We start from the raw sequence: 12413 nt of genomic DNA on the forward strand, positions 1-12413 counted from the left end.
ACCTCATGTACGAGGGTGGCATCGCCCGCATGAACTACTCGGTGTCCGACACCGCTGAGTTCGGTGGATACCTCTCCGGCCCGCGCGTCATCGACGCCGACACCAAGGAGCGCATGAAGGCGATCCTGGCCGACATCCAGTCCGGCGAGTTCACCCGTCGTCTGGTTGCCAACGTCGAGAACGGCAACACCGAGCTCGAGGGCCTGCGCAAGGCCAACGCCGAGCACCCCATCGAGGTCACCGGCAAGAAGCTGCGCGACCTGATGAGCTGGGTCGATCGTCCGATCACCGAAACCGCGTAATTCGCAGTTTCACGCTCCACGTCTCCACTGGCCTGATGCCGCGCCGGTTCAATTACGTTGAACCAGCGCGGCATTGGGCCGGAGTCGTTTTCCGGGTCGTCTGAGTCCGGATTCATATTCCGTCGAGAATTTGCCCGCGAAAGTGTCCACTATGTGGTATTGCCTACCGCGTTGTGGATTCCAAGTGAGCGCGCACTAAACTATCGGTGGTTAAACCACCTTCACACCCACCTAATCAGGGAGTTTGCACGTGAGCCAGCCTGGCCGTCCCGTTGTTCTGATCGCCGACAAGCTCGCGCCGTCCACAGTCGAGGCGCTCGGTGACGGTGTGGAGGTGCGTTGGGTCGACGGACCCGACCGCCCGGCGCTGCTCGCCGCGGTACCCGAGGCCGACGCGATTCTCGTCCGTTCCGCCACCACCGTCGACGCCGAGGTTCTGGCTGCCGGCACCAAGCTGAAGATCATCGGCCGCGCCGGTGTCGGCCTGGACAACGTCGAGATCCCCGCAGCCACCGAGCGCGGCGTGATGGTCGTCAACGCACCGACCTCCAATATTCACTCCGCTGCCGAGCACGCTGTCGCGCTCCTCATGTCGACCGCTCGCCAGATTCCCGCAGCAGACAAGACTCTGCGTGAGAACACCTGGAAGCGAAGCAAGTTCAACGGCGTCGAGATCCTCGGCAAGACCGTCGGCGTTGTCGGACTCGGCCGCATCGGCCAGCTCTTCGCGCAGCGTCTCGCTGCGTTCGAGACCACGATCATCGCGTACGACCCCTACCTGCCCGCAGCGCGCGCAGCGCAGCTCGGCATCGAACTGGTCACCATCGACGAGCTCGTCGAGCGCGCCGACTTCATCTCCGTGCACCTGCCCAAGACCAAGGAAACGGCCGGCCTGATCAACGCCGAGCGCCTCGCCAAGGCCAAGGACGGCGTCATCATCGTCAACGCCGCTCGCGGTGGTCTGATCGACGAAGATGCGCTCTACGACGCACTCGTCTCCGGCAAGGTCCGAGGCGCCGGTCTCGACGTGTTCAGCACCGAGCCGTGCACCGATTCCAAGCTTTTCGAGCTCGACAACGTCGTTGTCACCCCGCACCTCGGAGCATCGACGTCCGAGGCTCAGGACCGCGCAGGTATCGACGTGGCCAAGAGTGTTCTCCTCGCTCTGGCAGGCGAATTCGTTCCCGAGGCTGTCAACGTCTCCGGCGGCCCCGTGGGCGAAGAAGTTGCTCCGTGGCTCGAGCTCGTCCGCAAGCTCGGTCTCCTCGCTGCGACGTTGTCGCCCGAAGCTGTGCAGACCGTGCAGGTTGTCGCCACCGGCGAGCTGTCTGCCGAAACCGTCGACATCCTCGGCCTGGCTGCACTGCGCGGCGTGTTCTCCGCCAGCAGCGATGAGGCCGTCACGTTCGTCAACGCTCCGGCACTGGCCGAGCAGCGCGGCGTGACCGTGTCGGTCGAGAAGCACTCGGAGGCTCTTGCCCACCGCAGCGCGGTCGAGGTGCGTGCAGTTGCCGCCGACGGCACGGTCACGTCGGTCACGGGCGCACTCACCGGTCTGCAGCAGGTCGAGAAGATCGTCAACATCAACGGACGCAGCTTCGACCTGCGCGCCGAGGGCCACAACATCGTCGTTCACTACAGCGATCGCCCGGGCGTTCTCGGTGTCCTCGGTACCGTCCTCGGAAACGCGGGCGTCGACATCCTCGCAGCAGCACTGAGCCAGGATGCCGAAGGCGAAGGCGCAACTGTCATCTTGCGCGTCGATCGCGTCGTCGGTGACGCCGAGGTCGAGGCAATCGTCTCGCAGCTCGACGCTCGCGTCGCCCAGGTCGACCTTTCCTGATTGTTTTTGCTGTGCGCCTTTATCAACCGCCCGCGGTTGATAAAGGCGCACAGTTCTACTGAGATGAGGACTCCATGAAGCTTGCGGTCATTCCGGGTGACGGAATCGGCGTCGAGGTCACTGCCGAGGCGCTCAAGGTGCTCGGCAAGTTGGTTCCGGATCTGGAAACCACCGAATACGATCTCGGTGCCCGTCGCTACAACGCCACCGGCGAGTTGCTCCCGGCGGACGAGCTGGACCAGATTCGTCAGCACGACGCAATCCTGTTGGGCGCCATCGGTGATCCGCGGATCGTCGCACCCGGCATCCTCGAGCGTGGTCTGCTGCTGAACATGCGCTTCCAGCTCGATCATCACGTGAATCTTCGCCCCGCACAGCTGTATCCGGGTGCGCTGTCGCCGTTGGCGGCCCAGCCGGAGATCGACTTCGTCGTGGTTCGTGAAGGCACCGAGGGTCCGTACACCGGAAACGGTGGAGCGATCCGCGTCGGCACCGATCACGAGATCGCAACCGAGGTGTCGATCAATACCTGGTTCGGGGCCGAGCGCGTGGTGCGTTACGCATTTGCCTTGGCGCAGACCCGGTCCAAGCACCTCACCTTGATTCACAAGACCAACGTGCTCTCCAACGCGGGCGCAATCTGGACGCGTGCAATCGAGACCGTCGGTGCCGAGTTCCCGGACGTCGAAACCGCGTACTGCCACATCGACGCGGCCACGATCTACATGGTCACCGACCCGTCGCGCTTCGACGTGATCGTCACGGACAACCTCTTCGGTGACATCATCACCGACCTCGCCGGCGCCGTAACCGGTGGCATCGGTTTGGCCGCAAGCGGAAACATCGATGCCTCGGGTACCAACCCGTCGATGTTCGAGCCCGTTCACGGCAGTGCTCCGGACATCGCCGGCAAGGGAATCGCTGATCCCACCGCCGCGATCCTCTCGGCCGCACTGCTTCTTCGCCATCTCGGACGCGAGGACGACGCCGCTCGGGTCGAGGCTGTGGTCGCTGCCGACCTGGCTACCCGCGGCGAAGGTCCCATCTCCACAACGGAGATCGGCGACCGGATCACTGCAGCGCTGTAAGGAATTCTTTCACGAGATTGACGCGCGTGAGCCTTTCGGCTTGCGCGCGTCAGTCGTTTCCGGCACCCCGATAGACTGGCCGGCATGCGTCTTGGTCGAATTGCCAGTCCCGATGGTGTTGCGTTCGTCAGTATCGAAGGTGAAGAGGATGCCCTCGTCGCCAAGGAAATTGCGGAGCACCCGTTCGGGAACCCCACATTTACCGGCCGAAGTTGGCCGCTCGCCGATGTCCGTCTGCTGGCTCCGATTCTCGCCAGCAAGGTGATCTGCATCGGCAAGAATTATGCAGATCACATCGCGGAGATGGGCGGAGAGGCTCCCGCGGACCCCGTGATCTTCCTCAAGCCCAACACGTCCATAGTTGGCCCGGGTGCCCCGATCGTCTTGCCTCCCACCTCGAACGAGGTGCACTTCGAGGGTGAACTCGCGGTCGTCATCGGTCAACCGTGCAAGGACGTTCCGGCGGCGAAGGCGTTGAGCGTGGTCCTCGGTTACACGATCGCCAACGACGTGTCGGCGCGAGATCATCAGCGTCACGACGGGCAGTGGACGCGCGCGAAGGGCCACGACACTTTCTGCCCACTCGGCCCCTGGATCGAAACCAGTCTGGATGCGTCCGACGTCGACATCAGGACCGAGGTGAACGGTCAGGTCAAGCAGGACAGCAGCACGGCTTTTCTCCTCCACGACATTCCGAAGATCATCGAGTGGATCTCGGCGGTGATGACTCTCTTGCCTGGCGACGTCATCCTCACCGGCACCCCCGCCGGAGTAGGCCCGATCGTCGACGGCGATTCCGTGTCGGTCACGGTCTCGGGGATCGGCACGCTCACGAACCCGGTGACCGCCAAGAGCTGATCCTGACCCGGTTCCTTCAGTCACGCGACTACGGAGGCCCCATCCAACCGGATGGGGCCTCCGTCGTGGTGTGAGGTCGAGAGGTGTCTGTCGCAGAAAAGTTGCAAGATGGTAACTATCGCCAGTGGATTGATCGGGATTGCCAACCGACTCGAAGAAATCAGGCTCCGGGACTGACCTGCGGGTTTCATGACCCAGGCGAAGCTTCGCCTCTGATCCTCCTGGCGTTATGTCGGATTTGGCCAGGTTGGGAGAGTTCGCCATACGGTTTGCTGTCGCGGCCCGTAACAGACCAAATTCCCTGAAATGTAACGCTGAGCAGTAGGGTGACCGATAACTGGATAGAAGCCGATGGGGCAATCGAGTGGATTGCGCAGAAACGTGGTGATACATGACGACCTTCGCGGAAGCCTCCCGGACAGCGGCAGGGCAAGCGCGGAACGGGCAGCGGCCGGTGTGGCGAGACAAGAAGCGCTACCTGTGGCCACTGGGTTTGCTGGTTCCTCTCAGCCCGTTCGCTGCGTGGTTCCTGGTCGACAAATTCAGTCTCGGGCTCTTCTGGGCCATCGGGGCGTGGCTGATCGTCATCGTCATTCCCCTGATCGATCTCCTGGCGGGCGAGGACGGCAACAGCCCACCGGACGAAGCGATCCCTGAATTGCAAGAGGATCGTTTCTACCGCTGGTGCACGTACTTGTTCCTGCCCCTCCAATACGTCGGGCTGGTGTTCGTCGCGTGGTGCTGGGTGAACGCGCCGATGGCGGCGGGGGAGAAGTTCGCGCTCGCGATGACTGCCGGCGTGGTTGCCGGTGTGGGGATCAACGCGGCGCATGAATTGGGGCACAAGAGTGAGAAGCTCGAGAAGTGGCTCGCCAAAGTAGCGCTCGCGCAGTCCTTCTACGGCCATTTCTACGTCGAACACAACCATGGTCACCACGTCCGCGTCGCGACGCCGGAGGATCCGGCCAGCTCACGGTACAAGGAAAACTTCTGGTTCTTCTTGCCTCGCAGCGTCATCGGCGGCCTGCGCTCGGGATGGCGGATCGAAAGCGCTCGTCTGAGGCGTCAGCGGAGACGGACGTGGAGTTACCGCAACAACATCCTGAACGCGTGGGCGATGAGTGTGGTTCTGTTCGGCAGTCTGATCGCCGCGTTCGGCTGGGAAATTGCGCCGTGGCTCGCCGTTCAGGCAATTGCAGGCTTCACGTTCCTCGAGACCGCCAACTATCTCGAGCATTACGGCTTGCTACGTGCGAAGCGGCCTGACGGCTCGTACGTCCGGTGCTCGCCCGAGGACAGCTGGAACAGCGACCACGTCGTCAGCAATCTGTTCCTCTATCAACTTCAGCGTCACAGCGACCATCACGCGAATCCGCGTCTGCGGTACCAGAGCCTGCGAAGTGCGGCCGAAGCGCCGCAACTTCCAGCGGGTTACGCAGTCATGATCGTCTGCGCGTGGGTGCCGCCGCTGTGGCGAAAGGTCATGGACAAGCGACTGCTGGCCTACTACGACGGCGACATGACACGCATCAACGTCCTGCCGGGTAAGTGATCGGCCGGATGGAGGAAGGGCTGCCGGACTAACCTGTAGTACGACCATCCATCATCGCCGAGCCAAGTGAGCCATGACCAACAGCGAAGTACGCGTCCGTTTCTGTCCGTCACCCACCGGAACCCCGCACGTGGGTTTGGTGCGCACCGCCTTGTTCAACTGGGCATTCGCACGACACCACGGCGGCACATTCGTGTTCCGTATCGAAGACACCGATGCGCAGCGCGACAGTGAAGAGTCCTACCAGGCCATCCTCGACGCCCTCCGCTGGTTGGGGCTCAATTGGGACGAAGGCCCGGAGGTCGGTGGGCCGCACGCACCGTATCGCCAGTCCGAGCGTCGTGACCTGCATCTCGACGTTGTTGCCAAGTTGCTGGCCGCGGGCGAGGCCTACGAGTCCTACTCGACCAACGAGGAGGTCGAAGCGCGACACAAGGCGGCCGGACGCGATCCGAAGCTCGGATACGACAACTTCGATCGCGAGCTCAGCGACGAGCAGCGCGCTGCCTACATCGCCGAGGGGCGCAAGCCCGTCGTCCGCCTCCGGATGCCCGATCACGATCTGACCTGGAACGACCTGGTGCGGGGCGAGACCACGTTCAAGGCAGGCACCGTTCCGGACTTCGCGCTGACTCGCGGCAACGGCATTCCGCTGTACACGTTGGTCAACCCGGTCGACGACGCGTTGATGAAGATCACCCATGTACTGCGCGGCGAAGATCTGCTGTCCTCGACTCCGCGTCAGCTCGCGTTGTACGAGGCATTGATTCGTATCGGTGTCGCCGATTTCACACCGTCGTTCGGGCACTTGCCTTTTGTGATGGGTCAGGGCAACAAGAAGCTTTCCAAGCGCGATCCCGAGTCCAACCTCTTCATCCACCGCGATCGGGGCTTCATTCCCGAGGGATTGCTGAACTACTTGGCTCTGCTCGGGTGGAGCATCGCCGACGATCACGATGTCTTCTCGCTCGACGAGATGGTTGCGGCCTTCGACGTCTCCAAGGTCAACTCCAATCCTGCCCGCTTCGACCAGAAGAAGGCCGACGCGATCAATGCCGAGCACATTCGTCTGCTCGAGCCGGCCGACTTCGCCGGTCGTCTGAAGTCGTTCCTGGTGGAGCACGGACACATCGGCGCCGACGTCGACGAAGCGACGTTCACTGTTGCGGCGGACCTCGTGCAGACGCGCATCGTCGTCCTGTCCGACGCGTGGGATCTGCTGAAATTCCTGTTCGTCGACGAGGCGTCGTTTGCTCTCGATCCGGCCGCGGCGGCAAAGAACCTGAAGGAAGATGCCGGTCCGGTTCTGGACGCGTCTCTTGCGGCGCTCGATGCCATCTCAGAGTGGTCGGCGGCCAGTATCGAGGAAGCACTCAAGAAGGCCCTCATCGAGGATCTGGAGCTCAAACCGCGTAAGGCCTTCGCTCCGGTTCGGGTCGCGATCACGGGCTCTCACATCAGCCCTCCGCTGTACGAGTCGATGGAATTGCTCGGTCGTGAGGTCTCGCTCGCTCGGTTGCGGGCCGGTAGGGCAGCGGTAACCGCCTAGATCGGACGGTCTTCCGGCCGAAAATGAAGCAAAAACCTCCTGTGACCATACGATTTGGTATTTGGGGCAGGGGTACTGGTAATCTTCTTTTCGGCCGGAGACGAGCCGCCGAGCACAACAGCGAAGCGGATCGGGCAAGGCTGGTGAGCAAGACCTTGGGGTATGGTGTAATTGGCAACACAGCGGTTTCTGGTACCGCCATTCTAGGTTCGAGTCCTGGTACCCCAGCGGAAATCCGGTCGATTTTGTGGCCGGACTCAGACAAGCTAAGCTTGCTGAGCATCCAAGAGCAAGGCTGAAATACCACGTTTAAAAGCGTGTCCTGGCCCCGTCGTCTAGCGGCCTAGGACGCCGCCCTCTCAAGGCGGTAGCGCGGGTTCGAATCCCGTCGGGGCTACAAAGGAAAGACCCTCCGATCATTGATCGGGGGGTCTTTTCGTATGTGCGGAAAATGTTTCCGGCGATGCGAAAAACGATCACCCCCAGGCGAATTCGACTGGGGGTGATCGTCATCTCACTCTGTTGTCCGCGATCGGCTATCCGCTCTTACGGCGGAACTCTCGCTTGTGATCGGCCGGGCCATGCGTGTTGTGGACCTTGGACTGTCCGTCGCGATGGTCGGTCGATTTGGCGTTCTGATGATTCTTCCGTTCGAGGGCCTCACGGAACTTTCGTTTGGTTTCCTCCGATTGGGATTCGGGTTCGGACGGGGTGTTGCTGTCGAGATCGCTCATATGCTCACTCCTTGTTGTTGGGCCTGCTGGTGAAACTACGCCGGCCCGAATTCGATTGCTCGTGATTTTTCCGCTCACGAATCTCAGGGCTGCGGCGGCGGTGCGGTCGAGCCGGAAAGAGGCATCGCAGGCATCCCGAGCTTGCGGTGATCCCAGGAACGAGTTCGATCGGGAACGAACCGTACCGCGACGCGCTTGTGGAGCATCGCGTCGACGGCCGGGCGGAGATCGTCAATGTACGGGCCCGTGTACCGCTCCCAGACGCTGATTCCCACAGCGAAGAGGGCTTCCGGATCTTCGACGATGACCCCGGTACCCTCCATCGAGACTCCTCGGAGCGTGTCGTACGTCTGACCGTCTTCGATCAGGACGGACATTCGGGCGTCCCGGCGAAGATTGACGGCCTTCTGCGACTTGGCTTTGGTCTCGAACCAGATTTCGCCGTCGACTATCGCGAACCACATCGCGATCAGGTGAGGCATTCCGTCGGCGCTCAACGTCGCCATCGTTGCCGTACGGCTCTTTTCGACGAAGCTCGAGATTTCGGCCTCGGTCATCGTGATCTGACTACGCTGCTTTCCTGCCATGGTCGCGTCGTACTCCTACGTGCTCGAGGATCTGAAGGCCTTACTGTGTCACGAATTACAGACGCTTGTGGAGCGCTTCGGCAGCTGCGAGAAGGTCCGCCGCCCAGCGGGCTCCCGGTCGTCTACCCATCCGATCGATGGGGCCGGAGACCGAAATCGCGGCAATGACAGCGCCTGCCGAGTCTCGGACGGGAGCCGCGACGCTGGCGACACCGGGCTCACGTTCGGCCGCGCTCTGTGCCCAGCCGCGCCGGCGAACCTCGAGGAGCACTCGTTCGCCGAACGACGCATCGGCGAGGACGGTCCGTTGGGTTTGTGGATCTGCCCATGCGAGAAGGACCTTGGCGCCGGATCCGGCGTTCATCGGCAGTCGGGCTCCGACGAGCACCGTGTCACGCAGGCCGGTCGGTGGTTCCATCGACGCGACGCAGATGCGTTGTGTGCCTTCGCGACGGTACAGCTGGACGCTTTCGCCGGTGATTTCGCGAAGGCGGGGGAGGATGAGTCCGGCCGCAGCAATGAGTGGATCATTAGCGGTGGCAGCGAGTTCGGCGAGTCCGGGCCCTGGGCACCACTGACCGTCCGAGTCGCGAGTGAGGAGTCGATGGACTTCGAGACCGACGGCGAGTCTATGGGCGGTCGCGCGCGGCAAACCGGTTCGTGCACAGAGTTCGGTGAGGCTGCACGGTTCCTCAGCTACTGCATGAAGCACGCCCATTGCTTTGTCCAGGACGCCGATGCCGCTATGCTGTCTCATAGGTCGATACCAGTTTCTCGCATAGTGGGATGCTACCGCATTTCCTGGAGGGATAGCGCATTTCCTCGGGACAGTCTGCATCTGCTGTGAAGGCTGGGGACCTACTTCACGCGCGGCGGGCCAGCCCGTAGTCCGCCGACGCGAGGCTACGTACAGAGGTGGAAGACATGGCACAGAAAGCACGCACTCTCGCCGAGAAGGTGTGGGACGACCACGTTGTCGTGAAAGGGGAGGGGCAGGATCCCGACCTCATCTACATCGATCTCCACCTCGTTCACGAAGTGACGAGCCCCCAGGCATTCGACGGACTTCGCCTGGCGGGACGCCAGTTGCGCCGTCCCGACCTGACGATTGCCACCGAGGACCACAACGTTCCGACGATCGACATCGACAAGCCGATCGCAGATCCTGTGTCCAAGACTCAGGTCGACACCTTGCGCCGAAATTGCGAGGAGTTCGGAGTTCGCTTGCACCGCATGGGCGATCTCGACCAAGGCATCGTGCATGTGGTCGGACCGCAGCTCGGCCTGACGCAGCCCGGAACCACCGTGGTGTGCGGCGACAGTCATACGTCGACGCACGGCGCATTCGGTGCGCTCGCAATGGGAATCGGCACCAGCGAGGTCGAGCATGTGATGGCAACGCAGACATTGTCGTTGCGCCCCTTCAAGACCATGGCGATCACGGTCGACGGCGAGCTGCCTCCCGGCGTCACGAGCAAGGACTTGATCCTCGCAGTCATCGCCAAGATCGGCACCGGCGGCGGCCAGGGCTACGTACTGGAGTACCGCGGCGAGGCCATTCGCAAACTGTCGATGGAAGCTCGTATGACCATCTGCAACATGTCGATCGAGGCCGGAGCCCGCGCGGGCATGATCGCACCGGACGAGACCACTTACGAGTTCATCAAGGGCCGTCCGCATGCACCGTCCGGCGCAGAGTGGGACGAAGCCGTCGCCGCGTGGGAGTTGCTCAAGACCGACGAGGGCGCGGAATTCGACAACGAGGTTCACATCGACGCAAGCGCATTGACGCCTTTCGTCACGTGGGGAACCAATCCGGGACAGGGTGCGCCGCTCGGCGACCGTGTGCCTGATCCCGAACTGATCGTCGACGAGAGCGAGCGTCAGGCAGCCGAGAAGGCGCTCACCTACATGGGTCTCGACGCCGGTATGCCGCTTCGGGATGTTTCTGTCGACACCGTGTTCGTCGGTTCGTGCACCAACGGACGCATCGAAGACCTGCGCGCAGTGGCGGAGGTGCTCGAGGGTCGCCATGTGGCAGAGGGCGTTCGGATGCTCATCGTTCCCGGCTCGATGCGGGTGCGGGCTCAAGCCGAAAGCGAAGGTCTCGGTGAAATCTTCACAGCGGCAGGGGCTGAATGGCGCCAGGCCGGTTGCTCGATGTGCTTGGGAATGAACCCTGACCAGCTTGCTCCCGGCGAGCGTTCGGCATCGACGTCCAACCGGAATTTCGAAGGCCGACAGGGTAAAGGCGGCCGGACTCATCTGGTTTCCCCGCTCGTCGCGGCTGCCACGGCGGTCCGCGGAACGCTCTCGGCACCGGCCGATCTGGTCTGACCCACTTACCATCTCGAGGAGAATTTCGATGGAATCCTTTACCACGCACAAGGGTATCGGCGTCCCGCTGCGACGCTCGAATGTCGATACCGACCAGATCATCCCTGCCGTGTACCTGAAACGGGTGACGCGCACCGGATTCGAGGACGGGCTGTTTGCAGGCTGGCGTACCGACCCCAACTTCATTCTGAATCTGGCTCCGTACGACAAGGGAAGCGTCCTCGTGGCCGGTCCCGATTTCGGCACGGGCTCTTCGCGTGAGCATGCCGTGTGGGCTCTCTCCGACTTCGGATTTCGGGTCGTCATTGCTTCCCGGTTCGCCGACATCTTCCGCGGAAACGCCGGAAAAGCCGGTCTCGTAGCGGCACAGGTCGAGCAGAGCGACGTCGAATTGCTCTGGAAGTTGCTCGAAGAGCAGCCCGGACTGGAATTGACAGTAGATCTCGAGAATCGGACCGTCAGCGCCGGAACTACGGTGGTGCCGTTCAATATTGACGACTACACACGGTGGCGTCTGCTGGAGGGTCTCGACGACATCGGACTGACATTGCGGCAGGTAGACGCGATTTCCGAGTTCGAAAAGTCAAGGCCTTCATGGAAACCGACTACCCTTCCAGCCCGAATTTCGCAGGGCTGAACCGAAATCCGCAACTCCGCGCGGGAAGAGAAATAGGTCACCATTTCGCAGTCACGTTGAATGAGAATTGGCGTGGCACATAGACTCTTGCCGTTATCAGGTTTACCGTGGTTCTCAGTCGGTCCGACGGTGGACCACAATTAGCGGAGGAATTTCAATGAACAAGGCAGAGCTCATCGATGTTCTGACTGAAAAGCTGGGTTCGGACAGGCGCACAGCGACCGACGCAGTGGAGCACGTCGTGGACACCATCGTCCGCGCCGTCCACCGTGGCGAGAGCGTGACCATCACCGGCTTCGGAGTCTTCGAGCAGCGTCGTCGTGCAGCACGTGTTGCACGCAACCCGCGTACGGGCGAGACCGTCAAGGTCAAGCCGACGTCGGTTCCGGCTTTCCGTCCGGGTGCGCAGTTCAAGGCTGTTATCGCTGGTGGACAGAAGCTTCCGGCCACCGGCCCGGCAGTCAAGCGTGGCGTAGCAGCACCGGCCACCAAGGCTGCAGCCAAGAAGGCTGCTGCCAAGAAGACCGCAGCCAAGAAGGCTCCGGCCAAGAAGGCTCCGGCCAAGACCGCAGCCAAGAAGACGGTTGCCGCGAAGGCTCCCGCCAAGAAGGCTCCGGCCAAGACCGCAGCCAAGAAGACGGTTGCCGCGAAGGCTCCCGCCAAGAAGGCTCCGGCCAAGACCGCAGCCAAGAAGACGGTTGCCACCAAGGCTCCGGCCAAGAAGGCTCCGGCCAAGACCGCAGCCAAGGCTCCGGCCAAGAAGGCTCCGGCCAAGAAGGCCCCCGCCAAGACCGCAGCCAAGAAGGCTCCGGCCAAGAAGGCTCCGGCCAAGCGCGCAAAGTAGTCGCGTTCGGGTGAAAAACCCGATGCAGTAAGACAAAGAGGTGGAGCCGCCGAGCAGATAACCCGCGGCACCCCATTTTTTG

Annotated in this window: 11 protein-coding genes, 2 tRNA genes and 1 pseudogene; 11 read left to right on the forward strand and 3 right to left on the reverse strand. The window is 62.3% G+C overall.

Going from position 1 to position 12413, the window contains the following annotated elements; all coding sequences use genetic code 11:
• The 8 genes and pseudogenes from QM609_RS26030 to QM609_RS26065 all read left to right on the forward strand — a co-directional run.
• Window positions 1-302, forward strand: a pseudogene (locus QM609_RS26030) (ketol-acid reductoisomerase); the annotation flags it as partial.
• Between the two features lie 250 nt (window positions 303-552).
• A complete protein-coding gene (serA, locus tag QM609_RS26035; protein ID WP_003944758.1) occupies window positions 553-2145 on the forward strand; it encodes a phosphoglycerate dehydrogenase in 1593 nt (530 codons plus the stop codon).
• A gap of 74 nt (window positions 2146-2219) precedes the next feature.
• Window positions 2220-3233: a 3-isopropylmalate dehydrogenase gene (locus tag QM609_RS26040; RefSeq protein WP_003944691.1), complete on the forward strand. Its 1014-nt coding sequence runs from the start codon at window positions 2220-2222 to the stop codon at window positions 3231-3233.
• An 84-nt stretch (window positions 3234-3317) separates the two neighbouring features.
• Window positions 3318-4091, forward strand: a complete 774-nt coding sequence (locus QM609_RS26045; protein ID WP_050656959.1) for a fumarylacetoacetate hydrolase family protein — start codon at window positions 3318-3320, stop codon at window positions 4089-4091.
• 391 nt (window positions 4092-4482) lie between these two features.
• On the forward strand, window positions 4483-5643 hold the full coding sequence (locus QM609_RS26050; protein WP_050656958.1) for an alkane 1-monooxygenase: 1161 nt from the start codon (window positions 4483-4485) through the stop codon (window positions 5641-5643).
• Window positions 5644-5716: 73 nt separating this feature from the next.
• On the forward strand, window positions 5717-7192 hold the full coding sequence (gene gltX, locus QM609_RS26055) for a glutamate--tRNA ligase (protein WP_003944712.1): 1476 nt from the start codon (window positions 5717-5719) through the stop codon (window positions 7190-7192).
• 156 nt (window positions 7193-7348) lie between these two features.
• Window positions 7349-7420, forward strand: a tRNA-Gln gene (locus tag QM609_RS26060).
• Between the two features lie 96 nt (window positions 7421-7516).
• Window positions 7517-7589, forward strand: a tRNA-Glu gene (locus tag QM609_RS26065).
• A gap of 139 nt (window positions 7590-7728) precedes the next feature.
• On the opposite strand, the gene QM609_RS26070 is transcribed toward QM609_RS26065, so the two are convergent.
• From QM609_RS26070 to QM609_RS26080, 3 genes are all read right to left on the reverse strand, one after another.
• The gene (locus QM609_RS26070) at window positions 7729-7926 is read right to left on the reverse strand and encodes a DUF5302 domain-containing protein (protein WP_007729345.1); all 198 of its coding nucleotides are present in this window, start codon (window positions 7924-7926) and stop codon (window positions 7729-7731) included.
• Between the two features lie 83 nt (window positions 7927-8009).
• Complete coding sequence (locus QM609_RS26075; RefSeq protein ID WP_050656957.1) at window positions 8010-8513, reverse strand: pyridoxamine 5'-phosphate oxidase family protein; 504 nt, start codon at window positions 8511-8513, stop codon at window positions 8010-8012.
• A gap of 55 nt (window positions 8514-8568) precedes the next feature.
• Window positions 8569-9270 (reverse strand): IclR family transcriptional regulator, encoded by a 702-nt coding sequence (locus QM609_RS26080; RefSeq protein WP_007729342.1) that lies wholly within the window; start codon window positions 9268-9270, stop codon window positions 8569-8571.
• A gap of 158 nt (window positions 9271-9428) precedes the next feature.
• Here QM609_RS26080 and leuC point away from each other — a divergent pair, with 158 nt between their 5' ends.
• The 3 genes from leuC (at window position 9429) to QM609_RS26095 (ending at window position 12331) form a co-directional block, all read left to right on the forward strand.
• Window positions 9429-10850, forward strand: coding sequence for a 3-isopropylmalate dehydratase large subunit (leuC, locus tag QM609_RS26085; RefSeq protein WP_003944727.1), 1422 nt, complete (start codon window positions 9429-9431; stop codon window positions 10848-10850).
• A gap of 28 nt (window positions 10851-10878) precedes the next feature.
• Window positions 10879-11487, forward strand: a complete 609-nt coding sequence (gene leuD / locus QM609_RS26090; protein WP_003944724.1) for a 3-isopropylmalate dehydratase small subunit — start codon at window positions 10879-10881, stop codon at window positions 11485-11487.
• 157 nt (window positions 11488-11644) lie between these two features.
• A complete protein-coding gene (locus QM609_RS26095) occupies window positions 11645-12331 on the forward strand; it encodes an HU family DNA-binding protein (RefSeq protein ID WP_149357716.1) in 687 nt (228 codons plus the stop codon).
• Window positions 12332-12413 lie beyond the last annotated feature (82 nt).

This window comes from Rhodococcus sp. IEGM 1302 (assembly GCF_030056935.1).
In the GTDB taxonomy this organism is placed as follows: Bacteria; Actinomycetota; Actinomycetes; order Mycobacteriales; family Mycobacteriaceae; genus Rhodococcus_F; species Rhodococcus_F qingshengii.